The 26,949-nt window shown below is 46.5% G+C and carries 30 protein-coding genes, 4 tRNA genes and 1 pseudogene; all 35 read right to left on the bottom strand.

Annotated elements, in window-relative coordinates; all coding sequences use genetic code 11:
* Window positions 1-18: 18 nt before the first annotated feature.
* The gene (rplR, locus tag ICV90_RS00385) at window positions 19-372 is read right to left on the bottom strand and encodes a 50S ribosomal protein L18 (protein ID WP_046329386.1); all 354 of its coding nucleotides are present in this window, start codon (window positions 370-372) and stop codon (window positions 19-21) included.
* Window positions 373-385: 13 nt separating this feature from the next.
* A complete protein-coding gene (rplF, locus tag ICV90_RS00380) occupies window positions 386-919 on the bottom strand; it encodes a 50S ribosomal protein L6 (RefSeq protein WP_215358832.1) in 534 nt (177 codons plus the stop codon).
* Between the two features lie 10 nt (window positions 920-929).
* On the bottom strand, window positions 930-1,325 hold the full coding sequence (gene rpsH / locus ICV90_RS00375; RefSeq protein WP_011901914.1) for a 30S ribosomal protein S8: 396 nt from the start codon (window positions 1,323-1,325) through the stop codon (window positions 930-932).
* A gap of 24 nt (window positions 1,326-1,349) precedes the next feature.
* Complete coding sequence (gene rpsN / locus ICV90_RS00370; protein ID WP_071464445.1) at window positions 1,350-1,655, bottom strand: 30S ribosomal protein S14; 306 nt, start codon at window positions 1,653-1,655, stop codon at window positions 1,350-1,352.
* A gap of 9 nt (window positions 1,656-1,664) precedes the next feature.
* Window positions 1,665-2,207 (bottom strand): 50S ribosomal protein L5, encoded by a 543-nt coding sequence (gene rplE / locus ICV90_RS00365; RefSeq protein WP_046329383.1) that lies wholly within the window; start codon window positions 2,205-2,207, stop codon window positions 1,665-1,667.
* A 16-nt stretch (window positions 2,208-2,223) separates the two neighbouring features.
* The gene (rplX, locus tag ICV90_RS00360) at window positions 2,224-2,532 is read right to left on the bottom strand and encodes a 50S ribosomal protein L24 (RefSeq protein WP_011901911.1); all 309 of its coding nucleotides are present in this window, start codon (window positions 2,530-2,532) and stop codon (window positions 2,224-2,226) included.
* A gap of 9 nt (window positions 2,533-2,541) precedes the next feature.
* Window positions 2,542-2,910, bottom strand: coding sequence for a 50S ribosomal protein L14 (rplN, locus tag ICV90_RS00355; protein ID WP_072582069.1), 369 nt, complete (start codon window positions 2,908-2,910; stop codon window positions 2,542-2,544).
* Window positions 2,911-3,093: 183 nt separating this feature from the next.
* Window positions 3,094-3,363 (bottom strand): 30S ribosomal protein S17, encoded by a 270-nt coding sequence (rpsQ, locus tag ICV90_RS00350; RefSeq protein ID WP_011901909.1) that lies wholly within the window; start codon window positions 3,361-3,363, stop codon window positions 3,094-3,096.
* A 12-nt stretch (window positions 3,364-3,375) separates the two neighbouring features.
* Window positions 3,376-3,570 carry a 50S ribosomal protein L29 gene (rpmC, locus tag ICV90_RS00345; protein WP_068320118.1) on the bottom strand — a complete coding sequence of 65 codons (195 nt, stop codon included), beginning with the start codon at window positions 3,568-3,570 and terminating at the stop codon, window positions 3,376-3,378.
* Window positions 3,571-3,584: 14 nt separating this feature from the next.
* Window positions 3,585-3,998: a 50S ribosomal protein L16 gene (gene rplP, locus ICV90_RS00340; protein ID WP_011901907.1), complete on the bottom strand. Its 414-nt coding sequence runs from the start codon at window positions 3,996-3,998 to the stop codon at window positions 3,585-3,587.
* 2 nt (window positions 3,999-4,000) lie between these two features.
* Window positions 4,001-4,828 (bottom strand): 30S ribosomal protein S3, encoded by an 828-nt coding sequence (gene rpsC / locus ICV90_RS00335; protein WP_072582068.1) that lies wholly within the window; start codon window positions 4,826-4,828, stop codon window positions 4,001-4,003.
* Between the two features lie 8 nt (window positions 4,829-4,836).
* Window positions 4,837-5,169, bottom strand: a complete 333-nt coding sequence (gene rplV / locus ICV90_RS00330) for a 50S ribosomal protein L22 (protein WP_215360260.1) — start codon at window positions 5,167-5,169, stop codon at window positions 4,837-4,839.
* A gap of 7 nt (window positions 5,170-5,176) precedes the next feature.
* Window positions 5,177-5,455: a 30S ribosomal protein S19 gene (gene rpsS, locus ICV90_RS00325; RefSeq protein ID WP_011901904.1), complete on the bottom strand. Its 279-nt coding sequence runs from the start codon at window positions 5,453-5,455 to the stop codon at window positions 5,177-5,179.
* A 19-nt stretch (window positions 5,456-5,474) separates the two neighbouring features.
* On the bottom strand, window positions 5,475-6,305 hold the full coding sequence (rplB, locus tag ICV90_RS00320; protein WP_215358831.1) for a 50S ribosomal protein L2: 831 nt from the start codon (window positions 6,303-6,305) through the stop codon (window positions 5,475-5,477).
* Window positions 6,306-6,307: 2 nt separating this feature from the next.
* Window positions 6,308-6,622, bottom strand: coding sequence for a 50S ribosomal protein L23 (rplW, locus tag ICV90_RS00315; RefSeq protein ID WP_068320111.1), 315 nt, complete (start codon window positions 6,620-6,622; stop codon window positions 6,308-6,310).
* Complete coding sequence (gene rplD / locus ICV90_RS00310; protein ID WP_011901901.1) at window positions 6,619-7,239, bottom strand: 50S ribosomal protein L4; 621 nt, start codon at window positions 7,237-7,239, stop codon at window positions 6,619-6,621. Before rplD ends, rplW begins: the two co-directional genes overlap by 4 nt.
* 11 nt (window positions 7,240-7,250) lie before the next feature.
* A complete protein-coding gene (gene rplC, locus ICV90_RS00305) occupies window positions 7,251-7,907 on the bottom strand; it encodes a 50S ribosomal protein L3 (protein ID WP_072582122.1) in 657 nt (218 codons plus the stop codon).
* A gap of 197 nt (window positions 7,908-8,104) precedes the next feature.
* The gene (gene rpsJ, locus ICV90_RS00300; RefSeq protein ID WP_011901899.1) at window positions 8,105-8,416 is read right to left on the bottom strand and encodes a 30S ribosomal protein S10; all 312 of its coding nucleotides are present in this window, start codon (window positions 8,414-8,416) and stop codon (window positions 8,105-8,107) included.
* A 123-nt stretch (window positions 8,417-8,539) separates the two neighbouring features.
* The gene (tuf, locus tag ICV90_RS00295; protein ID WP_114637476.1) at window positions 8,540-9,730 is read right to left on the bottom strand and encodes an elongation factor Tu; all 1,191 of its coding nucleotides are present in this window, start codon (window positions 9,728-9,730) and stop codon (window positions 8,540-8,542) included.
* Between the two features lie 50 nt (window positions 9,731-9,780).
* Window positions 9,781-11,883, bottom strand: coding sequence for an elongation factor G (fusA, locus tag ICV90_RS00290; protein ID WP_215358830.1), 2,103 nt, complete (start codon window positions 11,881-11,883; stop codon window positions 9,781-9,783).
* Window positions 11,884-11,910: 27 nt separating this feature from the next.
* Window positions 11,911-12,381 carry a 30S ribosomal protein S7 gene (gene rpsG / locus ICV90_RS00285; protein WP_068320103.1) on the bottom strand — a complete coding sequence of 157 codons (471 nt, stop codon included), beginning with the start codon at window positions 12,379-12,381 and terminating at the stop codon, window positions 11,911-11,913.
* A gap of 150 nt (window positions 12,382-12,531) precedes the next feature.
* A complete protein-coding gene (gene rpsL / locus ICV90_RS00280) occupies window positions 12,532-12,912 on the bottom strand; it encodes a 30S ribosomal protein S12 (RefSeq protein ID WP_011901896.1) in 381 nt (126 codons plus the stop codon).
* Between the two features lie 177 nt (window positions 12,913-13,089).
* Window positions 13,090-17,352, bottom strand: a complete 4,263-nt coding sequence (gene rpoC, locus ICV90_RS00275) for a DNA-directed RNA polymerase subunit beta' (protein ID WP_215358829.1) — start codon at window positions 17,350-17,352, stop codon at window positions 13,090-13,092.
* A 1-nt stretch (window position 17,353) separates the two neighbouring features.
* The gene (rpoB, locus tag ICV90_RS00270) at window positions 17,354-21,454 is read right to left on the bottom strand and encodes a DNA-directed RNA polymerase subunit beta (RefSeq protein ID WP_215358828.1); all 4,101 of its coding nucleotides are present in this window, start codon (window positions 21,452-21,454) and stop codon (window positions 17,354-17,356) included.
* 226 nt (window positions 21,455-21,680) lie between these two features.
* Entirely contained in the window at window positions 21,681-22,055 is a 375-nt protein-coding gene (gene rplL / locus ICV90_RS00265; protein ID WP_011901893.1) for a 50S ribosomal protein L7/L12, read from the bottom strand.
* Between the two features lie 159 nt (window positions 22,056-22,214).
* Window positions 22,215-22,733: pseudogene (gene rplJ / locus ICV90_RS00260) on the bottom strand (50S ribosomal protein L10); the annotation flags it as partial.
* Between the two features lie 238 nt (window positions 22,734-22,971).
* On the bottom strand, window positions 22,972-23,673 hold the full coding sequence (gene rplA, locus ICV90_RS00255; protein WP_071464433.1) for a 50S ribosomal protein L1: 702 nt from the start codon (window positions 23,671-23,673) through the stop codon (window positions 22,972-22,974).
* A gap of 2 nt (window positions 23,674-23,675) precedes the next feature.
* On the bottom strand, window positions 23,676-24,107 hold the full coding sequence (gene rplK, locus ICV90_RS00250) for a 50S ribosomal protein L11 (protein WP_068320088.1): 432 nt from the start codon (window positions 24,105-24,107) through the stop codon (window positions 23,676-23,678).
* A 147-nt stretch (window positions 24,108-24,254) separates the two neighbouring features.
* Complete coding sequence (gene nusG / locus ICV90_RS00245) at window positions 24,255-24,827, bottom strand: transcription termination/antitermination protein NusG (protein ID WP_215358826.1); 573 nt, start codon at window positions 24,825-24,827, stop codon at window positions 24,255-24,257.
* Window positions 24,828-24,834: 7 nt separating this feature from the next.
* The gene (secE, locus tag ICV90_RS00240) at window positions 24,835-25,212 is read right to left on the bottom strand and encodes a preprotein translocase subunit SecE (RefSeq protein WP_215321267.1); all 378 of its coding nucleotides are present in this window, start codon (window positions 25,210-25,212) and stop codon (window positions 24,835-24,837) included.
* Window positions 25,213-25,232: 20 nt separating this feature from the next.
* Window positions 25,233-25,308 (bottom strand) — tRNA-Trp (locus ICV90_RS00235).
* A gap of 27 nt (window positions 25,309-25,335) precedes the next feature.
* Window positions 25,336-26,526 carry an elongation factor Tu gene (tuf, locus tag ICV90_RS00230; RefSeq protein ID WP_114637476.1) on the bottom strand — a complete coding sequence of 397 codons (1,191 nt, stop codon included), beginning with the start codon at window positions 26,524-26,526 and terminating at the stop codon, window positions 25,336-25,338.
* A gap of 64 nt (window positions 26,527-26,590) precedes the next feature.
* Window positions 26,591-26,665: transfer RNA gene (locus ICV90_RS00225), tRNA-Thr, on the bottom strand.
* 21 nt (window positions 26,666-26,686) lie between these two features.
* Window positions 26,687-26,760, bottom strand: a tRNA-Gly gene (locus ICV90_RS00220).
* Between the two features lie 5 nt (window positions 26,761-26,765).
* A tRNA-Tyr gene (locus ICV90_RS00215) sits at window positions 26,766-26,850 on the bottom strand.
* Between the last annotated feature and the right edge of the window lie 99 nt (window positions 26,851-26,949).

The raw sequence follows: 26,949 nt of genomic DNA, 5'->3' as shown, positions 1-26,949 counted from the left end.
GTTTTTTCCTAAACCCTATTAGAACTTCAGGCCGGCTTCACGCGCAGCTTCAGCTAAGGCCTTAATACGGCCGTGATAACGATGACCGGAACGATCAAACGCAACATCAACAATGCCTGCTTTAACAGCACGCTCAGCAACTAACTTGCCGATTTGTTTTGCCGCTTCAGCGTTGCCGCCGTTTTTGATCGCTTGGCGCAAATCTTTTTCCATTGTTGAAGCAGCTGCTACAACTTTGGTTCCGCATGGGCTATAAACCTGAGCAGAAATATGAGTATTGCTACGGATAACTGTTAAGCGATTTGCCAATGCTTCGGCAATGCGAATACGAGTCTGCCTAGCGCGTCTTTGTCTGGATTCGTCTTTATTCATTTTCTAATCTCGCTTACTTCTTCTTAGTTTCTTTCAGATGCACAACCTCATCCACGTAGCGAACACCCTTGCCTTTGTATGGCTCTGGTGAACGGTATGCGCGAACTTCAGCTGCGACCTGGCCAACTTGCTGCTTGTTGGAACCTTTGATAATGATTTCAGTTTGAGTTGGAGTCTCAGCCTTCACACCCTTTGGCAGGTTGTAAATAATGTCGTGTGAGAAACCTAACTGCAATTTCAATGTTTCGCCTTGAGCAGCAGCACGATAACCAACGCCTACCAAGCTGAGCTTGCGCTCAAAGCCAGCAGTCACGCCAACAACCATGTTGTTAACCAAAGCACGGGCTGTACCTGACTGTGCACCAGCTTCTGGTGAGTTGTTATTTAAAACAACTGTCAATACGCCATCTTCTTGTTTCAAACCAACAGAAGGATGCAAGTTGTGTGTCAAAGTGCCCAATGGGCCCTTAACAGTCACGTTTGCACCGTTGATGCTGATCTCAGCGCCCTTAGGGACTGTAATTGGTGATTTACCTACGCGGGACATATTTCGCTCCTTAAGCTACGTAGCAAATAACTTCGCCGCCCACGCCTGTTGCACGTGCTTTACGGTCTGTCATTACGCCTTGAGGGGTTGAAATAATTGCAATGCCCAAGCCATTCATTACTTCTGGAATGTCATGACGGCCTTTATAGATACGCAGACTTGGTGTAGACACACGGTCAATACGCTCAATAACAGGACGGCCTGCATAGTATTTGAGATCAATGTGGAGCACTGGCTTAGCTGCTTCACCTTTGATTTCGAAACTTTCGATATAGCCTTCATCTTGCAAAACTTTTGCGATGGCTACTTTAACTTTTGACGACGGCATCAAGACTACGGGTTTCTGCACTGCTTGCGCATTGCGGATCCTTGTCAACATGTCGGCGATTGGATCGCTGATACTCATGAGTTCTCCTAATTCTTTCGCCGCTTACCAGCTGGCCTTGGTTAAACCGGGGATTTCGCCACGGAAGGCGATTTCACGAATCTTGCTACGAGCCAAACCGAATTTACGGAATGTGCCACGTGGGCGACCGGTTAATGAACAACGATTTCTTTGACGAATCGGGCTTGCGTTACGTGGAAGTGCCTGTAGCTTCAAGCGAGCTTCATAGCGCTCTTCATCGCTGCGTGATTGATCAGCAATGATCGCTTTGAGTTCAGCACGCTTGGCAGCGTACTTCTCTACAGTTTTTGCGCGCTTATTCTCGCGCTCAATCAGGGATAGTTTTGCCACGTTAGCCTCTTAATTGCGGAAAGGGAATTTGAATGCTGCCAACAAAGCTTTTGCTTCTTCGTCGGTTTTAGCAGTCGTCGTAATACTGATATTGAGACCACGGAGGGCATCAATTTTGTCGTATTCGATTTCAGGGAAAATGATCTGTTCTTTAACGCCGATGTTGTAGTTTCCACGGCCGTCAAATGCTTTACCAGAAATACCGCGGAAGTCACGTACGCGTGGCAATGCAACAGTAACGAAACGATCCAAGAATTCGTACATGCGTGCACCACGCAATGTCACCATGGCACCGATTGGGTAGCCTTGACGAATTTTGAAACCTGCAATCGCTTTTTTCGCTTTAGTTACAACTGGCTTTTGGCCCGCAACTTTAGTTAAATCGCCAACTGCATTTTCGATAATCTTCTTGTCGTTCACTGCATCGCCCAAGCCCATATTCAGGGTTACCTTAGTGATACGTGGAACTTCCATTACAGATTTGTAACCAAATTTGGCGATCAAATCTGCAACAACTTTAGCTTGATAGTGCTCTTGAAAACGTGTGCTCATAATTTCTCCGTGCCCCTTATGCGCTTAAAGTTGCGCCAGTGGTTTTGAGGAAACGTTGCTTTTTGCCATCAACGAGTTTGATACCAACACGTGATGGTTTGCCGTTACCGTCAACCACAGCCACATTAGAAATGTGAACAGGCATCGTCTTGTCAATCATGCCGCCAGTAACACCGGCTGCTGGATTTGGCTTAACGCTCTTTTTATAAATATTTACGCCTTCGATCACTAACTTGTTCTCGAGAACGGCTGTAACAGTTCCTTGCTTGCCCTTATCGCGGCCAGTCAACAGAACTACGGAATCACCTTTACGAATCTTTTTCATATCAGCCTCTTAAATAACTTCGGGGGCGAGAGAAACGATCTTCATGAACTTTTCAGTACGCAACTCGCGCGTCACTGGTCCAAAGATACGTGTGCCAATTGGCTCTAACTTAGCGTTGAGCAAAACCGCAGCGTTGCCATCGAACTTAATCAATGAACCATCTGGACGGCGAACACCCTTAGCAGTTCTCACTACTACGGCGTTATAAATGTCACCTTTTTTAACACGGCCACGTGGAGCAGCAGACTTAACGCTGACTTTGATGACATCACCGATACTGGCGTAACGACGCTTAGAGCCGCCCAATACCTTGATGCACAACACTTCACTGGCGCCTGTGTTATCGGCAACCTGTAATCTACTTTCGGTTTGTATCATTTCTAATCCCCAACTTATTGGCCAAAGGCAAACAGTCTTGGTTCCGTCTATGGGCTTTAACGAGAGTTAAAACCCGGAATTAATGAAAAACACTGCTTCTCCAATAAAACCAGAGAAGCCTTCTATTCTACTACGTAAAAAAGGGATTTGGGAAGAATCTTCGCCAAAATCCCCAATATTTCTTTAAATACCCTTTGAAGCCTCAACCAAACGGGTCACAACCCAAGATTTAGTGCGTGAAATTGGCTTAGATTCAGCAATTTCAACGGTATCACCCATCTTGTATGTGCCAGCTTCGTCATGAGCGTGGTACTTTTTAGACTGGCCAACGTACTTACCAATCACTGGATGCTTAACTTGACGCTCAACCAACACCGTCACAGTTTTTTGCATTTTGTCGCTAACAACGCGTCCCACGAGGGTACGGCGCAAGGGTTTAGATAATTCTGTCATATCCCTTTTTCCTTATTTCTGTGCAGTCTTTTGGGCGATAAAAGTCTTCACACGAGCGATGTCGCGCTTATTTTTACCCAATTGGCTGGTATTTGTTAGTTGCTGAGTGCCTTTTTGCATGCGAAGTTTGAAACCGGTCTTAAGCAACTCGGTTAACTCTGCATTCAATGCATTCAGATCTTTTGAAGCTAATTCTGTATTTTTCATAATCTCTATCCCGATCAACCTAAGTGGCGAATCACGAAAGTGGTCTGTAAAGGCAACTTAGCAGCAGCAAGCTTGAAAGCTTCGCGCGCCAATTGCTCATCAACACCGTCCATCTCGTAGAGCACTTTGCCTGGTTGAATTTCAGCTACGTAGTACTCTGGATTACCTTTACCGTTACCCATACGTACTTCAGCAGGTTTTTGTGAAATTGGCTTATCTGGGAAAATGCGAATCCAAATACGGCCACCACGTTTAATGTGACGAGTCATTGCACGACGTGCTGACTCAATTTGACGCGCAGTCAAACGACCACGGCCAACGGCCTTCAATCCAAAGTCACCAAAGGCTACAGAACTACCGCGTGTTGCCACGCCAGTGTTACGGCCTTTTTGTTCCTTACGATACTTGCGACGCTTTGGTTGTAGCATGCTTACTCTCCTGACTTCTGCGTATCTGCGGCAGGTGTTTCAACCTTACGCACACGCTTTACTGCTGGTTTAGCAGCAACTAATGGCTTGTCTGTGCCAGCAGCTGGTTTACGAGCAGCTGTCTTGCTTGGAGCACGACGAGTTTTCTTTTCTTCGGCAGCTGGTTCAGCAGATGGAGCAGCTACTTGAGCTTCAGCACCACGACCCAATGTGTCGCCTTTGTATACCCAAACTTTTACACCGATGATGCCGTATGTAGTTTCAGCTTCGGAAGTTGCGTAATCAATATCCGCCTTCAATGTATGAAGTGGAACGCGACCTTCACGGTACCATTCGCGACGAGCAATCTCAGCACCATTCAAACGACCTGATGACATGATCTTGATGCCTTGTGCGCCAAGACGCATTGCGTTTTGCATTGCACGCTTCATTGCGCGGCGGAACATGATGCGCTTCTCTAACTGTTGAGTAATAGAGTCAGCAATCAATTGTGCGTCAACTTCAGGCTTACGAATTTCTTCGATATTCACGTGAACTGGGACACCCATACGTTTTTGTAATTCGCGGCGGAGCACTTCAATATCTTCGCCTTTTTTACCGATTACAACGCCTGGACGTGAGCTGTAGATAGTGATACGTGCATTCTTTGCAGGACGCTCGATAACTACTTTACTTACGGATGCATTCTTCAGTTTCTTCTTGAGGTAGATGCGAACGTCTACGTCCTCTTTCAGCATCTTTGCGAAGTCAGTATTGTTTGCATACCAACGTGATGTCCAATTCTTCGTTACCGCGAGTCGGAATCCGGTTGGGTTTATCTTTTGGCCCATATATTTCCTTAGTTACTCAAGGTCACGCTAATGTGACAAGTTTGTTTTTCAATTTGATTGCCACGACCCTTAGCGCGTGCGGTAAAGCGCTTCAATGAAGTGCCTTTATCAACAATAATTGCTGAAACCTTGAGCTCATCAATGTCAGCACCTTTATTGTGTTCAGCGTTGGCCACTGCGGACTCAACAACTTTTTTCACAATGAAGGCAGCTTTCTTAGGGCTGAATTGCAAAATGTTTAATGCGCGAGCAATCGGCAAACCACGAATTTGGTCGGCGACCAAACGTGTCTTTTGCGCAGAAATGCGGGCACCCTTGTGAATAGCTTTAACTTCCATCATCATCCCCTTACTTCTTCGTTACTTTCTTGTCAGCAGCGTGACCTTTGAAAGTACGGGTCAAGGCAAATTCGCCTAACTTATGACCCACCATGTTTTCTGATACATATACCGGAACGTGTTGACGACCGTTATGTACAGCAATCGTCAGACCAATGAAGTCTGGGAGGATTGTTGAACGGCGTGACCAAGTTTTGATCGGCTTCTTGTCTTTGTTGGCTTGTGCAACTTCAACTTTTTTTACTAAGCTGGCGTCGCAGAATGGGCCTTTTTTAGCTGAACGTGTCATATCTATTTATCCTTATCGCTTAACGTTTTTGACGACGTTGAACGATCATCGAAGTTGTACGCTTATTGCGACGTGTGCGATAACCTTTGGTTGGAGTGCCCCATGGAGATACAGGTACACGGCCTTCGCCAGTTCTACCTTCACCACCACCGTGTGGGTGATCTACTGGGTTCATTGCCACACCGCGAACGGTTGGGCGAATACCACGCCAGCGATTTGCACCTGCTTTACCAATTTGACGCAAGCTGTGCTCTTCGTTACCAACTTCACCAATAGTGGCGCGGCACTCAATCAGAACACGGCGAACTTCACCGGAGCGCAAACGCACTTGAGCGTATACACCTTCACGAGCTAACAATACTGCTGAACCACCGGCTGAACGTGCAACTTGTGCACCTTTGCCTGGCATGATTTCTACACAGTGAATAGTGCTACCAACTGGAATATTGCGAATTGGCAAGTTGTTACCAGACTTAATTGGGGCTTCAGAGCCACTCATCAACGCCTGACCAACAGTCATACCTTTTGCAGCAAGAATATAGCGACGCTCACCATCAGCAAACACGATCAATGCAATATTTGCACTGCGGTTTGGATCGTATTCCAAGCGCTCTACTTTAGCTGGAATGCCATCTTTGTCGTTGCGTTTGAAATCAACAACACGATAGTGATGCTTATGACCACCACCTTTATGACGGGTAGTGATGTGACCATTATTGTTACGACCGGCTTTTTGGAATTGTGGCTCTACTAACGCTGCAAAAGGTTTACCTTTATGCAGGTCAGGATTTACCACCTTGACCATTGAACGACGACCTGGTGAGGTCGGTTTTGTCTTCATCAAAGGCATGATTAATTCGCCTCCGCTTCAAAGTTAATTTCTTGACCTGGCTTCAAGCTTACGTAGGCCTTCTTAGTGTGGTCACGACGACCTTCAAAACGGCCATAGCGCTTAGGCTTACCCTTTTGATTCACGATTTGAACTGAGTCAACTTGCACTTTGAAGAGCAATTCAACTGCTTGTTTTACATCGCTCTTGTTTGCGTCGCGAGCTACTTGGAAAACTACTTGTTCGTTTTTCTCTGCAACCATAGTGGCTTTTTCAGAGATAACCGGTCCAAGCAGAACCCTCATTAGGTTGTGATCATTTTTACGGACTTGGCTCATTTCAGCAACTCCTCAATTTTTGCGATCGCAGCTTTGCTTACCAATACTTTTTTGTATTGAACCAAAGCTAATGGATCAGCGTGCTGCGGCTCACATACAGCAACTTTATGCAAGTTACGTGATGCCAAGTACAAATTCTCGCTAACCTGATCAACAATAATCAAGACTGAATCCAAGCCCATTGCTTTAACTTTGTCAGCTAAAACTTTAGTCTTTGGAGCGTCAAGAGAAAATTGATCAACAACATTCAAACGACCTTCGCGAGCTAACTGAGACAAAATAGATCTCATACCAGCGCGGTACATTTTCTTGTTTACTTTTTGGCTGAAATTCTCTTCTGGAGAATTCGGGAATATACGACCACCTCCACGCCACAGCGGGGAAGAGCTCATACCAGCACGTGCACGACCAGTACCTTTTTGACGCCAAGGTTTCTTGGTTGTGTGCTTAACTTGCTCACGGTCTTTTTGTGCACGGTTACCGCTACGCGCATTTGCTTGGTAAGCCACAACAACTTGGTGTACCAAGGCTTCGTTATATTCACGTTCGAATACTTCTGGTGAAGCTTGTACGCCCGCACCTAAAGTACCGTTGTCTTGGAGAAGCTTAAGTTCCATATTCGCTCTCCTTATTTCTTCTTCAACGGTGTTTTCACCGCTGGAGTAACAATAACTTTACCGCCTGGGGCGCCTGGAATAGCGCCTTTAACCATGATCAGATTACGTTCTGAATCAATGCGTGCGATGACTAAATTTTGAACTGTACGTGTAACGTCACCTAAGTGACCGGTCATACGCTTACCAGGGAAAACACGTCCTGGATCTTGCGCCATACCGATAGAACCTGGTACGTTATGTGAACGTGAGTTGCCGTGGGATGCACGACCAGAAGCGAAGTGATAACGCTTAATGGTACCTGCGTAGCCCTTACCGATAGACACACCCTGTACGTCCACTTTTTGACCAGCAGTAAATGCAGTGTCAGCAGGAATTACTTGTCCTGGTGTCATCTCTGCGATTTTTGCTGCGTCTAATTGGAATTCGTTGAGACCGTTACCAGCCATCACACCAGCTTTGGCGAAGTGACCAGCCATTGCTTTAGTAACGCGAGTAGCTCTACGTGTCCCATGTGCCAACTGGATAGCATCATAGCCATCAGTTGCCTGGGTCTTGATTTGAGCGATTCTGTTGTCGCTCACGTCAATTACGGTTACAGGGATAGAATCCCCTTCGTCCGTAAATAGACGGGTCATGCCGACCTTGCGGCCGATTAAGCCTAAGCTCATATTCATGCTCCACGCCGACTTCGATTGGTCGGCAAAATTAATTTAAGTGATTTACAAGTAAAAGTACTTCTAAATCAATAACTTACAACGTTTTTAGTGCTGATAAAACTAAGATTTTCGCCCAAATAATTGAGCGAAGCCTTAGATTCTATCCCGAAAACCCAGTCTTGACAAGTAAAAAGACCGGAAACAACAAATTATTGCAACTTAATTTCGACGTCCACACCTGCTGGGAGATCTAATTTCATCAAAGCATCTACAGTTTTCTCTGTAGGATCAACGATATCCATCAAACGGAGATGGGTGCGGATCTCTAACTGATCACGGGATGTCTTGTTCACGTGTGGTGAACGCAAGATATCAAAACGCTCAATACGGGTTGGCAAAGGTACTGGACCCTTAACAACTGCACCAGTGCGCTTAGCTGTATCAACGATTTCAGCTGCAGACTGGTCGATTAAACGGTAATCAAATGCTTTAAGGCGAATACGAATTTTTTGGTTTTGCATATTAATTCCAAAGAGCGTTGTGGTGCTGCCACGTTATACATCTAAAGAGCTCGGTGACATCAGCAGCACTGATGTCACCGGTTAGCAAACCGCTAAATATTTTTACTAATTAAAACTTACTACTTAAGCCAAAATCTTTGCAACCACGCCGGCGCCAACAGTACGGCCACCTTCACGGATCGCAAAACGTAAACCTTCTTCCATCGCGATTGGAGCGATGAGTTTTACGGTAATAGTTACGTTATCACCAGGCATTACCATTTCTTTGTCTTTTGGCAACTCGATTGAACCAGTTACGTCCGTTGTACGGAAGTAAAACTGTGGACGATAGTTGTTAAAGAATGGAGTATGACGACCACCTTCATCTTTACCCAAGATATAAACCTCGGCTGTAAAGTGAGTATGTGGGGTGATTGAACCTGGCTTAGCCAATACTTGGCCGCGCTCAACTTCTTCACGTTTTGTACCGCGTAACAAGATACCAACGTTATCGCCTGCTTGACCTTGGTCGAGCAATTTGCGGAACATTTCAACACCAGTACATGTTGTCTTGAGTGTTGGCTTGATACCGATGATTTCGATCTCTTCACCAACTTTAACGATACCGCGCTCGATACGACCTGTAACTACAGTACCGCGACCGGAGATAGAGAACACGTCTTCTACTGGCATCAAGAACGCGCCGTCAACAGCACGCTCTGGAGTTGGGATGTATGAGTCAAGTGCTTCAGCCAATTTCATGATGGCTTCTTTACCCAATGGGCCTTCGTCGCCTTCAAGAGCTAACTTAGCAGAACCTTGAATGATTGGTGTGTCATCGCCAGGGAAGTTGTACTTAGATAAAAGCTCACGAACTTCCATTTCAACGAGTTCTAACAATTCAGCGTCATCAACCATGTCGCACTTGTTCAAGAACACCACGATGTAAGGAACACCAACTTGGCGTGCCAAGAGGATGTGCTCACGAGTTTGTGGCATTGGGCCGTCAGCAGCAGAACAAACCAAAATAGCGCCGTCCATCTGAGCAGCACCAGTAATCATGTTCTTAACGTAGTCAGCATGTCCTGGGCAATCAACGTGAGCGTAGTGACGATTTGCAGTCTCGTACTCAACGTGCGCTGTATTAATCGTAATACCGCGTGCTTTTTCTTCAGGAGCAGCATCGATCTGATCGTATGCTTTAGCTTCACCACCAAATGCTTTAGAAAGCACGGTTGCAATTGCTGCTGTCAATGTGGTTTTACCGTGGTCAACGTGACCGATGGTGCCTACGTTTACGTGCGGTTTTGTCCGCTCGAATTTTTCTTTTGCCATTTTTGTCTGCCTTCTTTAGCTAGTCAATATTCAAAATTAATGTGGATAAATTACTTCGCTTTAGCAGCCATAACTGCTTCAGCAACGTTCTTCGGTGCTTCGGAATAATGCTTAAATTCCATGGTGTAGGTAGCGCGACCTTGGGTCAACGAGCGCAAGCCAGTTGAGTAACCAAACATCTCTGCCAACGGCACTTCAGCGCGAACGATCTTACCGCCGCCTGGAATGTCATCCATACCTTGCAAAATACCGCGACGGGATGAGAGATCACCCATTACGTTACCCATGAAATCTTCTGGCGTTTCAACTTCAACAGCCATCATCGGCTCAAGCAACACAGGGGATGCTTTGCGCATACCGTCCTTGAACGCCATAGAACCCGCCATCTTAAATGCGTTTTCATTGGAGTCAACGTCATGGTATGAACCGAAGAACAATGTTGCTTTGATATCTACAACTGGATAGCCAGCCAAAATACCGGAGTTCAATGTTTCGATGATGCCTTTTTCTACCGCAGGGATGTATTCACGTGGAACAACACCGCCCTTAATAGCGTCAACGAATTCAAAACCTTTACCTGGGGCTTGTGGCTCTAACTTCAAGACCACGTGACCGTATTGACCACGACCACCAGACTGCTTAACGAATTTACCTTCGATCTCTTCGCAAACCTTACGAATCGTTTCACGGTATGCAACTTGTGGCTTACCAACAGTTGCTTCAACACCGAATTCACGCTTCATACGGTCAACCAAAATTTCCAAGTGGAGCTCGCCCATACCAGAAATAATAGTTTGGCCTGATTCTTCATCAGTCTTCACACGGAAAGAAGGATCTTCTTGTGCCAAACGATTCAAAGCAAGACCCATTTTTTCTTGGTCAGCTTTTGTCTTTGGCTCAACAGCTTGAGAGATCACTGGCTCTGGGAATACCATGCGCTCCAAAATAACGATGCTATCTGGATCACACAATGTTTCGCCTGTAGTTGCGTCTTTCAGACCAACTGCAGCTGCGATATCGCCAGCAAATACTTCTTTAATTTCTTCACGTTCGTTTGCATGCATCTGTAACAAACGACCAACACGCTCTTTCTTACCCTTAATTGGGTTGTAGATTGTGTCGCCAGATTTCATCACGCCGGAGTAAACACGGAAGAAGATGAGCTGACCAACGAATGGGTCAGTCATGATCTTAAATGCCAACGCAGAGAACTTCGCGCTATCAGACGCTTCACGTGTTGTAGGAGTGCCATCTTCCAATTCACATGGAACTGGTGGAACGTCCAATGGTGAAGGCAACAATTCAACTACAGCATCCAACATCGCCTGAACGCCTTTGTTTTTGAAAGCTGTTCCGCACAACATTGGAACGATTTCGTTAGCGATAGTACGTTGACGCAATGCTGCTTTGATTTCTTCTTCGGTCAAGCCTTCGCCGCCGAGGTATTTTTCCATCAACTCTTCTGAGCTTTCAGCAGCAGCTTCGAGCATCTTCTCGCGCCACTCTTCAGCAGAAGCTTGCAATTCAGCAGGAATCTCTTCGTAAGTAAATTTAGTACCCTGTGAAGCCTCATCCCAATAGATGGCCTTCATCTTCACCAAATCCACAACACCTTTGAAGTTTTCTTCAGCGCCGATTGGAATTTGAATCAAGATTGGATTCGCTTTAAGGCGAGTTCTCATTTGGTCGTAGACCTTGAAGAAGTTCGCACCAGTACGGTCCATCTTGTTTACGAATGCTAAACGTGGAACTTGATACTTGTTAGCTTGACGCCAAACAGTTTCAGATTGTGGCTGTACACCACCTACCGCGCAGTAAACCATGCAAGCACCATCCAACACGCGCATTGAACGCTCAACTTCAATAGTGAAGTCTACGTGTCCTGGGGTATCAATAATATTGATACGGTGCTCTGGAAAATTACCAGCCATGCCTTTCCAGAACGTTGTAGTAGCAGCAGAAGTAATCGTGATGCCACGCTCTTGCTCTTGCTCCATCCAGTCCATGGTTGCAGCGCCATCATGCACTTCACCGATTTTGTGATTAACACCGGTGTAGAACAAAACGCGTTCTGTAGTTGTTGTCTTACCTGCGTCAATGTGCGCAGAAATACCGATATTGCGGTATTTGTCGATAGGGGTTTTACGTGCCACTGTTGGTGCCTTTTCTTTACTATTTGATTAGAAGCGGAAATGTGAGAAAGCTTTGTTAGCTTCTGCCATACGGTGAACTTCTTCACGCTTCTTCATTGCTCCGCCGCGACCTTCTGCAGCTTCTAATAATTCGTTGGCTAGACGTTGAGCCATTGATTTTTCGCCACGCTTCTTAGCGGCTTCACGCAACCAGCGCATTGCCAAAGCGGAACGACGTGATGGGCGAACTTCAACAGGAACCTGATAGTTAGCACCTCCAACACGACGGCTCTTTACCTCAACCATTGGCTTAACGTTGCCCATGGCTGTTGAAAAAATTTCGAGTGGTTCTTTGTTTGCTTTTTTCTCGATGTGATCAAAGGCACCGTAAACGATACGCTCTGCAACCGATTTCTTGCCGTCCAACATGAGGACGTTCATGAATTTAGCTACTTCTACATTTCCGAATTTTGGATCCGGCAAAATTTCCCGTTTGGGAACTTCACGACGACGTGGCATAACTACTCCTTCAGTTCAGTTAGGGGCGATCCACCTGGATCACCCGCTCCGGTTGTCCTACTATCCAAGAAGATTCTTAGACGGAACAACCACTTACTTGTCTTTTAAGTCTGACAAACGAAGACTTACTGCAAATACTTTAAGTTGCTATTAAGCAGCTTTCTTAGCGCGCTTAGCACCGTACTTGGAACGTGACTGCTTACGGTCTTTAACACCTTGCAAGTCAAGTGAGCCACGAACGATGTGGTAACGAACACCTGGCAAATCCTTTACACGACCGCCACGAATCAACACTACTGAGTGTTCCTGGAGGTTATGGCCTTCACCACCAATGTATGAAATCACTTCAAAACCATTGGTTAAGCGAACTTTGGCTACTTTACGAAGCGCAGAGTTAGGCTTTTTAGGAGTAGTGGTGTACACACGTGTACAAACACCACGGCGCTGCGGACTGTTTTCCAGTGCAGGGCTCTTGCTTTTCACGATCAGCCTGGATCTTGGCTTACGTATTAATTGATTAATTGTTGGCATAAAATAGCTCGGTTAGTACTTCTTTGTTGCTTTCTTCAAGAAAATCAATGACTTAGAGAATTTCTAGGTCAAAAAGACCCTCTTCTGAATCAGTAGAACTCAGCATTCTAGCTTGGCCAGCCTTTTCCGTCAACCAAATGGGGAAAAAACTGGCCATTTCTGGCCAGAATTACCAAATTAGCTCGGATCAGCCTCCCCAGCAGGAGCAACGACTTCAGCCTCAATTTCTACAGGCATATTGGCCATTGCTTCCTCTTCGGCGGCAATCATTTGAGCGCGATCACGCTCGAATTGCTCCCTGACCTTGCGTGCACGGCGATAAGACAAGCCGGTACCAGCAGGAATCAGACGACCAATAATGACGTTTTCCTTGAGGCCACGGAGTGTATCGGTCTTGCCCATAATTGCGGCTTCGGTCAATACACGGGTGGTTTCTTGGAAAGAAGCCGCTGAAATGAAGCTGTCTGTCGACAAGGATGCTTTAGTAATACCCAACAGCACGTTTTCGAACTGAGCTGGGCGCTTACCTGCGGCAATCACCAAATCGTTAGCGTCATACAGTTTTGAGCGCTCAACTTGCTCACCAGTGATGTAAGCAGTATCGCCACCATCAGTAATTTGCACACGACGCAACATTTGACGCACGATCACTTCAATGTGCTTGTCATTAATCTTCACGCCTTGCAAACGGTAAACGTCTTGAACTTCATCAACGATGTAGATCGCCAACTCTTCAATACCTCTGAGAGTCAAGATGTCATGTGGATCAGCAGGGCCTTCCACAATCATCTCGCCCTTGTTCACAACTTGACCGTCATGAACGAGAACTTGCTTCTCTTTAGGAATCAAGAATTCATTGGCTTCGCCGTCCATATCGGTAATCACCAAACGCTGTTTACCTTTGGTTTCTTTACCGAAGGAAACTGTTCCAGTAACTTTCGCCAAAACAGCCGCATCTTTAGGTGAACGTGCTTCGAACAATTCTGCAACGCGTGGCAAGCCACCGGTAATGTCGCGAGTCTTCTGTGATTCGATTGGAATACGAGCCAATACTTCACCAACTTCGACTTTCTGACCATCCTTAACCGTAATCAAAGCGCCCACTTGGAGACCAATGTTTACCGGGTGATCAGTACCAGCGATCATGACTTCGTTACCCTTGTCATCAACTAAGTTGATCATTGGGCGAACGCCTTTGCTTGCTGCAGAACGACGCTTACCGTCAATTACCACCAGGGTGGAAAGACCGGTAACTTCGTCTACCTGCTTAGCAACGGTTACGCCTTCTTCAACGTTGTCGAAGCGGGCGATACCAGCGTACTCAGAAATAATCGGACGTGTCAATGGATCCCATGTCGCCAAGCTTGCGCCGGCCTTCACTGCTGCATCTTCTTTTAACAAGAGAGTTGCACCATAAGGCACTTTATGACGCTCGCGCTCACGACCGTTCTCATCAACGATCAAGGCTTCGCCAGAACGTGAAATCACGATCTGCTCGCCCTTCGCGTTCTTGACAACACGCATCGTGGTAGAGAATTTCAAAGCACCATTAGACTTAGCTTCGATGTTGCTTGCAACCAATGCACGTGACGCTGCACCACCAATGTGGAAGGTACGCATAGTCAACTGTGTGCCTGGCTCACCGATGGACTGAGCAGCGATAACGCCAACCGCTTCACCAACGTTCACCAAACCACCGCGACCTAGATCACGTCCGTAGCACTTCGCGCACAAACCAAAGCGAGTTAAGCAAGACAATACTGTGCGAACTTTAACTTCGTCGATACCCAATGCAACGATTTGATCAACGTGATCTTCATCGAGCAATGTGTCGTTCGGAACAATGACTTCTTGTGTGTCAGGGTGAACGATGTCACCGATACATACACGACCCAAAATACGGTCACGCAATGCTTCGATAATTTCGCCGCCCTCAACCAGCGCCTTCATGGTTACACCATTAGTTGCGCCGCAATCATCTTCGATCACCACGAGATCTTGAGTGACGTCGCATAAACGACGTGTCAGGTAACCCGAGTTAGCTGTCTTCAACGCCGTATCAGCCAGACCTTTACGAGCGCCGTGGGTTGAGATGAAGTACTGCAATACGTTCAAACCTTCACGGAAGTTCGCAGTAATTGGGGTTTCAATGATGGAGCCATCAGGCTTAGCCATCAAACCACGCATACCAGCCAACTGACGAATCTGCGCTGCAGATCCACGCGCACCAGAATCCGCCATCATGTAGATGGAGTTAAAGGATTCTTGACGAACAGTCTTACCGTTACGGTCGAGTACGTCAACGTGCGACAACTCATCCATCATCGCCTTACCAACTTGGTCGCCTGCAGCACCCCAAATATCAACCACGTTGTTATAACGCTCTTGATTGGTTACGAGACCTGACATGAACTGCTTGTCATACTCTTTAACCTTGGCAGATGCCTCAGTGATGATGCGCTCTTTAGAAGTTGGGATCAACATATCGTCGATCGCAACTGAGATACCAGCGTTGGTTGCCAAACGGAAACCAGACTGCAAGAGGCGGTCAGCAAAAATAACCGTTTCGCGTAATCCACACTTACGGAATGAAGTGTTGATCAAACGTGAGATTTCTTTTTTCTTCAAAGGCTTGTTGATTTCCTCGAAAGACATGCCTTTAGGCAAAATCTCAGACAAGATTGCACGGCCAACTGATGTTTGATAGATCTTGGTCTTCTCAGCAAAACGCGCATCGCCTTCTGCTTTTTTGTCCACGATCTCAAACTCAGTAATACGCACAGCAACGCGTGAGGCCAATTCAACTTGACCTGCTTCGTATGCGCGCACTACTTCAGTAATGTTGGCGAAAACCATGCCTTCGCCTTTACCGTTGATCTTGTCACGTGTAGCGTAGTACAGACCCAACACCACGTCCTGTGAAGGAACGATTGATGGTTCGCCGTTAGCTGGGAACAATACGTTGTTCGAAGCCAACATCAATGTACGTGCTTCCATTTGCGCTTCGAGCGACAAAGGAACGTGAACCGCCATTTGGTCACCGTCAAAGTCGGCGTTAAATGCCGCGCAGACTAATGGGTGCAATTGGATTGCTTTACCTTCAATCAGCATTGGCTCGAAAGCTTGAATACCGAGACGGTGCAATGTAGGCGCACGGTTCAACATGATTGGATGTTCACGAATCACTTCTTCGAGAATGTCCCAAACGATTGGAGTCTGGCTTTCAACTTCTTTCTTTGCAGCCTTAATGGTGGTTGCAATTCCTAAAGTCTCAAGCTTGTTGAAAATGAATGGCTTGAACAATTCCAAAGCCATCAATTTTGGTAAGCCGCACTGATGCAATTTCAATGTAGGGCCAACCACGATGACTGAACGACCAGAGTAGTCAACACGTTTACCCAACAAGTTTTGACGGAAACGACCGCTCTTACCTTTAATCATCTCAGCCAAGGACTTGAGAGGACGCTTGTTAGCGCCAGTCATAGCCTTACCGCGACGACCGTTGTCGAGCAATGAGTCAACCGCTTCTTGCAACATACGCTTTTCGTTACGAACGATGATCTCTGGTGCGCGCAACTCTAACAAACGCTTCAAACGGTTGTTACGGTTGATTACACGACGATAGAGGTCGTTCAAATCAGAAGTGGCAAAGCGACCGCCATCCAATGGCACCAATGGGCGCAATTCTGGAGGCAATACTGGCAATACTTCCATGATCATCCAGTCAGGCTTAATACCTGAAGTCTGGAACGCCTCGAGCACTTTCAAGCGCTTAGCGTATTTCTTGATCTTGGCATCACTACCCGTTGCTTTTAAATCTGCACGAATCGTCTCTACTTCGCGATCGATATCAATCGAACGCAAGAGATCACGAATACCTTCCGCGCCCATGATGGCGGTAAATGCACCGTCACCATACTCTTCGGTCTTAGCAATGTATTCATCTTCAGACATGATCTGACCGCGCTTCATCGCGCCTTCAGGAGTCATACCAGGATCAACTACTACATATGCTTCAAAGTAAAGAACGCGTTCGATATCCCGCAATGTCATATCGAGAACCATACCCAAACGGGATGGCAAAGACTTCAAGAACCAGATGTGCGCTACAGGGGCTGCCAACTCAATGTGGCCCATGCGCTCACGACGCACCTTAGCGAGAGTAACTTCAACGCCGCACTTCTCGCAGATTACGCCACGGAACTTTAAACGCTTGTACTTACCGCATAAGCACTCGTAGTCTTTGGTTGGTCCAAAAATCTTGGCGCAGAACAAACCATCACGCTCGGGCTTAAAAGTCCGGTAGTTGATGGTTTCTGGTTTGCGTACTTCACCAAAAGACCATGAGCGAATTTTCTCAGGAGATGCGAGACCAATTTTGATGACATCAAACTGCTCTTCGCCCTGCGTTTGCTTAAATAAATCGAGCAATGCTTTCATATCAGTTGCGCTCCATGTCAATGTCAATACCCAACGAACGGATTTCTTTTACCAGCACGTTGAAGGATTCGGGCATGCCAGCATCAATCGTGTGCTCGCCCTTGACGATGTTTTCATAAACCTTGGTGCGGCCTGCGACGTCATCGGACTTCACTGTCAGCATTTCCTGCAAGACATATGAAGCACCGTATGCTTCGAGGGCCCAGACTTCCATCTCACCAAAGCGCTGACCACCGAACTGAGCTTTACCGCCCAATGGCTGTTGCGTTACTAAAGAGTAAGGTCCGGTTGAACGTGCATGCATCTTGTCATCGACCAAATGGTGGAGTTTCAATACGTGCATTACGCCAACAGTTACTGGACGCTCAAATTGATCGCCAGTACGGCCGTCGCACAAAATCATTTGCTGACGTGAAGGGGTCATCTTCAAAGATTTAGCAACATCTTCTGGATACGCCAACTCGAGCATGCGTCCGATTTCAGCTTCAGTAGCACCGTCAAACACTGGAGTAGCAAATGGCAAGCCTTGGCGGAGATTCTCAGCCAAAACATTGATCTGCTCATCAGTGAAATTGTCGATGTCTTCAACACGACCTGTTTCGTTATAAAGCTGCTTGAAGAACTTACGTAATTCAGTTTGCTTAGCGTGCTCACGAACCATCTCGTCGATACGCTTACCAATACCTTGGGCAGCCCAACCTAAGTGGGTTTCCAAGATCTGGCCAACGTTCATACGGGAAGGAACACCCAATGGGTTCAAGACAATGTCAACAGGGCGTCCGTCAGCCATAAATGGCATATCTTCAGCTGGGGCGATTTTAGAAACCACACCCTTGTTACCGTGACGACCGGCCATCTTGTCACCAGGCTGCAAGCGACGCTTAACAGCTAAGTACACCTTAACCATCTTCGTTACGCCAGGCTGCAAATCATCGCCCTGGGTAAGCTTGGTGCGCTTCTCTTCAAAAGCTTCATCAAACTGTTTACGCTTCGCTTCGATAGAAGATTTAATCGCTTCAACTTGTGAGGCAACTTCATCATCCGCTGGACGAACATCAAACCAATGGTATTTATCCAAATCAGCAAGGTATTCCTTGTCGATCTTGGTGCCTTTAGCTAATTTCTTAGGGCCGCCGTTGGCAACCTTGCCAATCAACAGCTTTTCTAAACGCATGAAGGCATCGCCTTCAACAATACGCAACTGGTCGTTTAAGTCCAAACGATAGCGTTGTAATTCTTCTTGAATAATTGACTGCGCACGTGCATCGCGCTCAATACCTTCACGGGTGAAGACTTGAACATCAATAACGGTACCGATCATTCCTGATGGAACGCGCAAAGAAGTATCTTTAACATCAGAAGCTTTTTCACCAAAGATCGCGCGGAGGAGCTTCTCTTCAGGGGTAAGAGTAGTCTCGCCCTTTGGAGTTACTTTACCAACCAATACGTCACCAGCTTCAACTTCAGCACCGATGTAAACAATACCGCTTTCATCCAAACGGGAGAGTTGTGACTCTGCCAAATTGGAGATATCGCGAGTAATTTCTTCTGAACCCAGCTTGGTATCACGTGCAACCACTGACAACTCTTCAATATGAATAGAGGTGTAGCGGTCGTCAGCAACAACTTTTTCAGAGATCAAGATTGAATCTTCGAAGTTGTAACCGTTCCACGGCATAAATGCCACAGTCATGTTTTGACCCAAAGCCAATTCGCCCAAATCGGTAGATGCGCCATCAGCAACTACGTCGCCGCGGACAACACGATCACCAGCTTGAACGATAGGACGTTGGTTAATGTTGGTATTTTGGTTTGAACGGGTGTACTTGATGAGGTTATAAATATCCACACCAACTTCACCAGCAGCTGTCTCATCATCGTTTACACGAATCACGACGCGGTTAGCATCAACATAATCAACGATACCGCCGCGGGACGCCAAAATAACAGTGCCGGAGTCAACCGCAACAATGCGCTCTAAACCTGTACCAACCAATGGCTTGTCTGGACGCAAGCAAGGAACTGCTTGACGCTGCATGTTCGCACCCATCAACGCACGGTTTGCATCATCGTGCTCTAAGAATGGAACGAGTGAAGCAGCAGCAGAAACGATCTGGCTAGGAGCAACGTCGATGAAATCGATGCGCTCTGGGCTAACCATCATGGTCTCACCAGCTTGACGAGCAGAAACTAACTCATCGGCCAGCTTGCCACTCTTGTCAATCGTTGCGTTTGCCTGAGCAATCACATACTTTGCTTCCTCAATCGCAGAGAGGTAAACCACTTCATCGCTTACCTTGCTGTTGGAAACCTTACGGTATGGAGTTTCTAAGAAACCGTGCTCATTCAAACGCGCAAATAACGCGAGTGAGTTGATCAAACCAATGTTTGGTCCTTCTGGAGTTTCGATTGGGCAAACACGTCCGTAGTGGGTTGGATGCACGTCGCGCACTTCAAAGCCTGCGCGCTCGCGTGTCAAACCACCAGGTCCCAATGCAGAAATACGACGCTTGTGCGTGATCTCTGAGAGTGGGTTGGTTTGGTCCATAAACTGGGATAACTGTGAAGAGCCGAAGAACTCACGAATCGCAGAAGAGATTGGCTTGCTGTTAATCAAGTCATGCGGCATGAGGTTTTCTGTTTCGGCTTGGCCGAGACGTTCTTTAACCGCACGCTCGACACGTGACAAACCAGCACGGAATTGGTTTTCAGCCAACTCACCAACGCAACGTACACGACGATTACCTAAGTGATCGATATCGTCTACTTCGCCTTTGCCGTTACGCAAATCTACGAGGGACTTAATAGTATCGAGAATATCTTCGTTCGACAGAACCATTGGACCTTCCATTTCTGGACGGTTCAAACGGCTGTTGACCTTCATACGGCCAACGCGTGACAAATCGTAAGTATCTTCGTTGTAGAACAAGCGCTGGAACAAGGCTTCAACAGCATCTTCTGTTGGAGGCTCGCCAGGACGCATCATGCGGTAGATGGCGATACGAGCAGCCATTTGATCTGCAGTTTCATCAGTGCGCAATGTCTGTGAAATATATGCGCCAGAATCCAAATCATTCGTGTAGATGGTTTCCAATTGTTTGATGCCTGCATCGCGCAATGTAGCCAACAACTCTTCAGTGATTTCATCATTAGCGTAAGCCAAGATTTCACCAGAATCTGGATCAACAATATTGCGTGCCACTACACGACCAATTAAATAATCGTCTGGTACAGCGATTGTTTTTGTTTTAGCAGCTTCGAGTTCACGAATATGCTTTGCATTGATACGCTTGTCTTTTTGAATGACTACTACGCCATTCTTATCGAGCACATCAAAGCTAGCCAGCTGACCACGCAAACGCTCTGGCACAAATTCCATTGAACCGCCGTTAGCAGTTAATGAGAAATGGTCAAAGTTAAAGAAGTTAGCAAGAATCTGTTCGTTGTTTAAACCAATTGCTTTGAGCAAAATGGTGACAGGCATCTTACGACGACGGTCAACTCGGAAATAGAGAATGTCTTTTGGATCAAACTCGAAATCGAGCCATGAACCACGGTAAGGAATGATGCGTGCTGAGAACAGCAGCTTACCTGAGCTATGTGTTTTACCCTTATCGTGTTCGAAGAACACGCCTGGGGAACGGTGCAACTGAGAAACGATCACGCGCTCAGTACCATTGATTACAAAAGAGCCATTTTCTGTCATGAGTGGAATTTCACCCATGTAGACTTCGCTCTCTTTTACCTCTTTAACCTTAGTAGGCGCTTCGCGATCATAAATAATCAAGCGAACTTTTGCGCGTAAGGCAGAGTGGTATGTGTAACCACGTTGTTGACATTCTTTAACGTCAAACGGTGGCTGTGATAACTGGTAGGACACGTATTCCATACGTGCATAGCCGTTGTTAGACACAATTGGGAATGCTGATGTAAAGGCAGCTTGAAGTCCCTCAGTAAGACGAGACATTGCTGGCTTTTCAGCCTGTAAAAATTTAGCGTAGGATTCCAGCTGCGTTGCGATCAGGTACGGAACCTGGTGGTTGTTTACTCGCTTAGCAAAGCTTTTACGGACTCGCTTGCGTTCGGTGAAGCTATAGTTCATTTCATCTCCGAATTCAGCGACTGTACAAAGATTTGGCGATTGGCCACTACCAATCACTGGCGGACAACACTAAACCGATAGATCTAGTGTCCGACCAAACTTGCATTCTGCAGTCGTATCAGAAGGCAAACCCGATTTCAATCAGAAATGAAATCGGGTTTGACCTCTAGAGGTCAAACCCAACATGGCTAACGCCCCTTTTTGAGAGGCGCCAGCAGTGTATGTATTACTTGAGTTCTGCTTTAGCGCCAGCTTCTTCAAGCTTCTTCTTAGCTTCTTCAGCTGTCTTCTTATCAACAGCTTCTTTGATTGGCTTCGGTGCACCGTCAACCAAGTCCTTAGCTTCTTTCAAGCCAAGACCAGTAATTTCGCGAACTGCCTTAATTACTGAAACCTTGTTTGCGCCAGCTTCGAGCAAGTTAACAGTGAATTCTGTTTGCTCTTCAGCAGCAGCGCCGCCAGCTGCACCAGCAGGACCAGCAACAGCCATCGCTGCAGCTGAAACGCCAAACTTCTCTTCGAACGCTTTAACCAAGTCGTTCAAATCCATAACGGACATGCTACCTACTGCATCAATGATTTCTTCTTTAGTAATCGCCATTTTTAGCTCCTAATACTTAAATAGTTAATCTGTCGCTTATTCAGCGGCAGGGGTTTCTTTTGCTTCTGTTCCAGCTTCTGGGGCTGCGGCTGCAGGCTCAGCACTTGCTTCTGAAGCGGCGGCTTCAGCAACTGCTTCTGCTGGGGCTGCTGCTACTTCCGCTACCGGTGCTGCAACAGGAGCAGGTGCTCCTTCTGCCTTTTGTGCTGCTACTGCGCCCAATACGCGAGCCATCGCAGATACAGGCGCCAACATCACACCCAACAACTGAGATAACAACTCGTCGCGGCTTGGAATAGACGCGAGGGATTTAACACCCGCTACGTCCAACAACTTGCCGTTATATAAGCCAGCAGTAATGACTAGCTTGTCTTGAGTCTTAGCAAAGTTCTGCAATACTTTTGCCGAAGCAATAGGATCAGCAGAAATACCGTAGATCAAGGGGCCAACCATCGAATCAGCAAGAGGCTCAAACTGTGTGCCTTGTGCAGCACGGCGTGCCAATGTGTTCTTCAAAACGCGAAGATATACACCTTGGTCACGTGCGCTAGCACGTAGCTTTGTCAACTGCTCTACTGGAATACCACGGTATTCAGCGAGCACGACAGTTTGGGCTCCAGCCAATTGAGCGCCGACATCAGCAACAATCGCTTTTTTGTCTTGTACATTCAAAGGCACGGTTTAACTCCTAAAAAACCAACTGTTTCCAGTTGGGGTTACACACCAGCGTCTGATCATTTGTCACAAGAGATTCTTGTGAAATCTTTTCAGGGTCGCCATCTGCGCTGGCTATTACTTTCGTAACGATTAAGAATTCATCTCTATAAAAGCAAACTCATTCACCAACGGTCTTTGATGTTCGACTCTCACTACAAGAGCGGGAGTCGACCCAAAGTTCTTTTTTGCTACAAGCTAATTAAGCTGCTGCCTGTAACGATGCTTGGTCTACGCGTACGCCTGCACCCATGGTGCTGCTTACGGCAACCTTCTTTAAATAGATACCCTTAGATGCAGGTGGCTTTGCTTTATTCAAAGCCTCGAGCAATGCGAGCAAGTTTGATTTCAATGCAGTTGGCTCGAATGAACGACGGCCAATGCTTGCGTGCACGATACCGGCTTTGTCCACACGGAACTGAACTTGACCAGCTTTTGCATTTTTAACTGCAGTAGCAACGTCAGGAGTTACTGTTCCAACTTTTGGATTCGGCATCAAACCACGTGGGCCCAATACTTGACCTAAAGTACCAACAATTTTCATTGTGTCTGGGGATGCGATCAAAATATCGAAATCAATTTTGCCGCCTTTAATTTGCTCAGCAAGTTCTTCCATGCCAACAATTTCTGCACCAGCGGCTTTAGCTTGCTCAGCCTTCTCGCCTTGAGCAAAAACAGCTACACGAACATGCTTACCTGTACCAGCTGGGAGCACTACTGCGCCACGCACAACTTGGTCAGATTTCTTAGCATCAATACCTAACTGAACAGCAACGTCGATAGACTCATCAAACTTAGCAGTTGCACACTCTTTAACGAGGTTCAACGCATCATCTAATGAATAGAACTTGTTGCGATCAACTTTAGATTGGATTGCTTTAACGCGTTTAGATAATTTAGTCATGATTAGAGACCTTCCACAGTGATGCCCATGGAACGGGCGCTACCAGCGATTGTTCTAACAGCTGCGTCCATATCGGCTGCTGTCAAATCTGGCATTTTTGCTTTAGCGATTTCTTCCGCTTGAGCACGAGTAATTGAACCCACTTTATCGGTATGAGGACGTGGTGATCCTTTTTCAATCTTCGCAGCCTTCTTAATCATGATGGTTGCTGGAGGAGTCTTCATGATGAATGTGAAGCTCTTATCAGCAAACGCTGTAATCACGACTGGAATTGGTAGGCCAGGTTCCATGCTCTGAGTTTGAGCATTGAACGCCTTACAGAATTCCATAATGTTAAGACCGCGTTGACCCAATGCTGGACCTACGGGTGGTGATGGATTTGCTTTACCTGCAGGGATCTGCAGCTTAATAAAGCCAATAATCTTCTTTGCCATGTGTGCTCCTTAAAGCGCGCCTAACCTCATTAGGAAAGACCGCTGTTGAGTAAACGCTTCGCTAGTTTTTGGCTTTCTAGCTCCGCTCCTCGGTTATTGCTAACCACTTAACTGCTAACTACTAAAACCAGGACTAAGTCCTTGTTTTTACATCTTTTCTACCTGGCCGAACTCCAACTCAACTGGGGTACCGCGGCCAAAAATTGTAACAGAAACGCGCAATCTTGACTTCTCATAATTGACTTCTTCGATATTTCCGTTGAAATCAACAAATGGGCCTTCTTTAACTCGCACGATCTCGCCAACCTCAAATAGGGTCTTAGGCTTAGGTTTATCCACCCCAGCCTGCATTTGATCCATGATTTTGGCTACTTCAGCCGTAGAAATTGGGCTCGGACGATTACGAACGCCGCCTACGAAACCAGTTACTTTTGGTGTATTTTTCACCAAATGCCAGCTCTCATCGGTCATTTCCATCTCAATCAGGACATATCCTGGGAAGAAGCGACGCTCAGAAACTGACTTGGTACCGGACTTGATTTCCACAACCTCTTCGGAGGGGACCAAAATACGGCCAAATTTCTCAGGCATTCCAGAACGAGCAATGCGCTCTTCAAGACCTCTTTTCACGCTTTTTTCCATCCCGGAATAAGCATGAATGACGTACCAGCGCATATTGCCGGTAGCTTGTGGATTAGTAGCTACTTCAGAATCAATCATTTTTTACTCACTTCCAGCCCAAAAAGACTGAAAAAACTAGCCATTCAATCAATTTGTCTGCAATCCACAAAAATAAGGACATGATCAGAACAAAGCCAAATACGACTAGAGTCATTTGGGTAGTCTCTTTACGAGTTGGCCAAACAACCTTTTTTACTTCATACCAAGAATCTTTTGCGTAGGCGATAAAGCGGCGCCCATCTGGTGAAATCGCCACAATCAAAACTGCAGCAGCAATACCGCCAAACAAAACAGCGAGACGAATCAACATAGATTGATCTACCAGCGTGTAGTACAAGACTAGCGCTGCAACGACGACTAAAGCAGCGAGTCCAGAGACCCAGCCGCTTTTTTCTTCAGTATGACTTGCTGTTTGATGAGACATTTTGCTTTCAGTTCAAATCGTGGCAGGGGCGGAGGGCATCGAACCCCCAACCTTTGGTTTTGGAGACCAACGCTCTGCCAATTGAGCTACACCCCTTTATAAAAACTAATTAAAACTTACTACTTAAGCCAAAATCTTTGCAACCACGCCGGCGCCAACAGTACGGCCACCTTCACGGATCGCAAAACGTAAACCTTCTTCCATCGCGATAGGAGCGATGAGTTTTACAGTAATCGTGACGTTATCACCAGGCATAACCATTTCTTTGTCTTTTGGCAACTCGATTGAACCAGTTACGTCCGTTGTACGGAAGTAAAACTGTGGACGATAGTTGTTAAAGAATGGAGTATGACGACCACCTTCATCTTTACCCAAGATATAAACCTCGGCTGTAAAGTGAGTATGTGGGGTGATTGAACCTGGCTTAGCCAATACTTGGCCGCGCTCAACTTCTTCACGTTTTGTACCGCGTAACAAGATACCAACGTTATCGCCTGCTTGACCTTGGTCGAGCAATTTGCGGAACATTTCAACACCAGTACATGTTGTCTTGAGTGTTGGCTTGATACCGATGATTTCGATCTCTTCACCAACTTTAACGATACCGCGCTCGATACGACCTGTAACTACAGTACCGCGACCGGAGATAGAGAACACGTCTTCTACTGGCATCAAGAACGCGCCGTCAACAGCACGCTCTGGAGTTGGGATGTATGAGTCAAGTGCTTCAGCCAATTTCATGATGGCTTCTTTACCCAATGGGCCTTCGTCGCCTTCAAGAGCTAACTTAGCAGAACCTTGAATGATTGGTGTGTCATCGCCAGGGAAGTTGTACTTAGATAAAAGCTCACGAACTTCCATTTCAACGAGTTCTAACAATTCAGCGTCATCAACCATGTCGCACTTGTTCAAGAACACCACGATGTAAGGAACACCAACTTGGCGTGCCAAGAGGATGTGCTCACGAGTTTGTGGCATTGGGCCGTCAGCAGCAGAACAAACCAAAATAGCGCCGTCCATCTGAGCAGCACCAGTAATCATGTTCTTAACGTAGTCAGCATGTCCTGGGCAATCAACGTGAGCGTAGTGACGATTTGCAGTCTCGTACTCAACGTGCGCTGTATTAATCGTAATACCGCGTGCTTTTTCTTCAGGAGCAGCATCGATCTGATCGTATGCTTTAGCTTCACCACCAAATGCTTTAGAAAGCACGGTTGCAATTGCTGCTGTCAATGTGGTTTTACCGTGGTCAACGTGACCGATGGTGCCTACGTTTACGTGCGGTTTTGTCCGCTCGAATTTTTCTTTTGCCATTTTTAATCTGCCTTTAGTTAACTCTTAAACCAAACACGAAATACACAATTAATAAAATCAAACATGGTGCCCATGGGCAGGATCGAACTGCCGACCTCTCCCTTACCAAGGGAGTGCTCTACCACTGAGCCACATGGGCGAAATCTAATGCAACAAATTCTGGAGCGGGATAAGAGAATCGAACTCTTGACCGAAGATTGGAAATCTGCTGTTTTACCATTAAACTAATCCCGCACATCTGGTGGAGGGGGTAGGATTCGAACCTACGTAGGCATAGCCAACAGATTTACAGTCTGCCTCCTTTAGCCGCTCGGACACCCCTCCGCGAACCCAATATTCTGACTCCAAATGGAGTTTCTGTCAATATCTCTAAACGCTTTGCACAAGTAAAAACGCCCAGACCTAAGAGGGTCTGGGCGTCGC

Origin of the sequence: Polynucleobacter sp. JS-JIR-II-b4 (genome assembly GCF_018687815.1) — a bacterium.
GTDB lineage: Bacteria > Pseudomonadota > Gammaproteobacteria > Burkholderiales > Burkholderiaceae > Polynucleobacter.
Note: the sequence above shows the minus strand (reverse complement) of the source record. Positions and strands in the feature narration are given on the sequence as shown.

Excerpts from the sequence above, each read along its gene's own strand:
- rplC (WP_072582122.1), bottom strand. The coding sequence starts at position 7,907 with ATGAGCTTAGGCTTAATCGGCCGCAAGGTCGGCATGACCCGTCTATTT.
- rplV (WP_215360260.1), bottom strand. The coding sequence starts at position 5,169 with ATGATGGAAGTTAAAGCTATTCACAAGGGTGCCCGCATTTCTGCGCAA.
- rpsC (WP_072582068.1), bottom strand. The coding sequence starts at position 4,828 with ATGGGCCAAAAGATAAACCCAACCGGATTCCGACTCGCGGTAACGAAG.
- rpsH (WP_011901914.1), bottom strand. The coding sequence starts at position 1,325 with ATGAGTATCAGCGATCCAATCGCCGACATGTTGACAAGGATCCGCAAT.
- rpsS (WP_011901904.1), bottom strand. The coding sequence starts at position 5,455 with ATGACACGTTCAGCTAAAAAAGGCCCATTCTGCGACGCCAGCTTAGTA.
- rplE (WP_046329383.1), bottom strand. The coding sequence starts at position 2,207 with ATGAGCACACGTTTTCAAGAGCACTATCAAGCTAAAGTTGTTGCAGAT.
- rplX (WP_011901911.1), bottom strand. The coding sequence starts at position 2,532 with ATGAAAAAGATTCGTAAAGGTGATTCCGTAGTTCTGTTGACTGGCCGC.
- rpmC (WP_068320118.1), bottom strand. The coding sequence starts at position 3,570 with ATGAAAAATACAGAATTAGCTTCAAAAGATCTGAATGCATTGAATGCA.
- rplB (WP_215358831.1), bottom strand. The coding sequence starts at position 6,305 with ATGCCTTTGATGAAGACAAAACCGACCTCACCAGGTCGTCGTTCAATG.
- rplK (WP_068320088.1), bottom strand. The coding sequence starts at position 24,107 with ATGGCAAAGAAGATTATTGGCTTTATTAAGCTGCAGATCCCTGCAGGT.
- rplP (WP_011901907.1), bottom strand. The coding sequence starts at position 3,998 with ATGCTACAACCAAAGCGTCGCAAGTATCGTAAGGAACAAAAAGGCCGT.
- rpsQ (WP_011901909.1), bottom strand. The coding sequence starts at position 3,363 with ATGACAGAATTATCTAAACCCTTGCGCCGTACCCTCGTGGGACGCGTT.
- rpoC (WP_215358829.1), bottom strand. The coding sequence starts at position 17,352 with ATGAAAGCATTGCTCGATTTATTTAAGCAAACGCAGGGCGAAGAGCAG.
- rpoB (WP_215358828.1), bottom strand. The coding sequence starts at position 21,454 with ATGAACTATAGCTTCACCGAACGCAAGCGAGTCCGTAAAAGCTTTGCT.
- nusG (WP_215358826.1), bottom strand. The coding sequence starts at position 24,827 with ATGATTGATTCTGAAGTAGCTACTAATCCACAAGCTACCGGCAATATG.
- rpsL (WP_011901896.1), bottom strand. The coding sequence starts at position 12,912 with ATGCCAACAATTAATCAATTAATACGTAAGCCAAGATCCAGGCTGATC.
- rplW (WP_068320111.1), bottom strand. The coding sequence starts at position 6,622 with ATGAGCCAAGTCCGTAAAAATGATCACAACCTAATGAGGGTTCTGCTT.
- tuf (WP_114637476.1), bottom strand. The coding sequence starts at position 26,526 with ATGGCAAAAGAAAAATTCGAGCGGACAAAACCGCACGTAAACGTAGGC.
- rplN (WP_072582069.1), bottom strand. The coding sequence starts at position 2,910 with ATGATACAAACCGAAAGTAGATTACAGGTTGCCGATAACACAGGCGCC.
- rplA (WP_071464433.1), bottom strand. The coding sequence starts at position 23,673 with ATGACTAAATTATCTAAACGCGTTAAAGCAATCCAATCTAAAGTTGAT.
- rplL (WP_011901893.1), bottom strand. The coding sequence starts at position 22,055 with ATGGCGATTACTAAAGAAGAAATCATTGATGCAGTAGGTAGCATGTCC.
- rplF (WP_215358832.1), bottom strand. The coding sequence starts at position 919 with ATGTCCCGCGTAGGTAAATCACCAATTACAGTCCCTAAGGGCGCTGAG.
- secE (WP_215321267.1), bottom strand. The coding sequence starts at position 25,212 with ATGTCTCATCAAACAGCAAGTCATACTGAAGAAAAAAGCGGCTGGGTC.
- rpsJ (WP_011901899.1), bottom strand. The coding sequence starts at position 8,416 with ATGCAAAACCAAAAAATTCGTATTCGCCTTAAAGCATTTGATTACCGT.
- rplD (WP_011901901.1), bottom strand. The coding sequence starts at position 7,239 with ATGGAACTTAAGCTTCTCCAAGACAACGGTACTTTAGGTGCGGGCGTA.
- tuf (WP_114637476.1), bottom strand. The coding sequence starts at position 9,730 with ATGGCAAAAGAAAAATTCGAGCGGACAAAACCGCACGTAAACGTAGGC.
- rplR (WP_046329386.1), bottom strand. The coding sequence starts at position 372 with ATGAATAAAGACGAATCCAGACAAAGACGCGCTAGGCAGACTCGTATT.
- rpsG (WP_068320103.1), bottom strand. The coding sequence starts at position 12,381 with ATGCCACGTCGTCGTGAAGTTCCCAAACGGGAAATTTTGCCGGATCCA.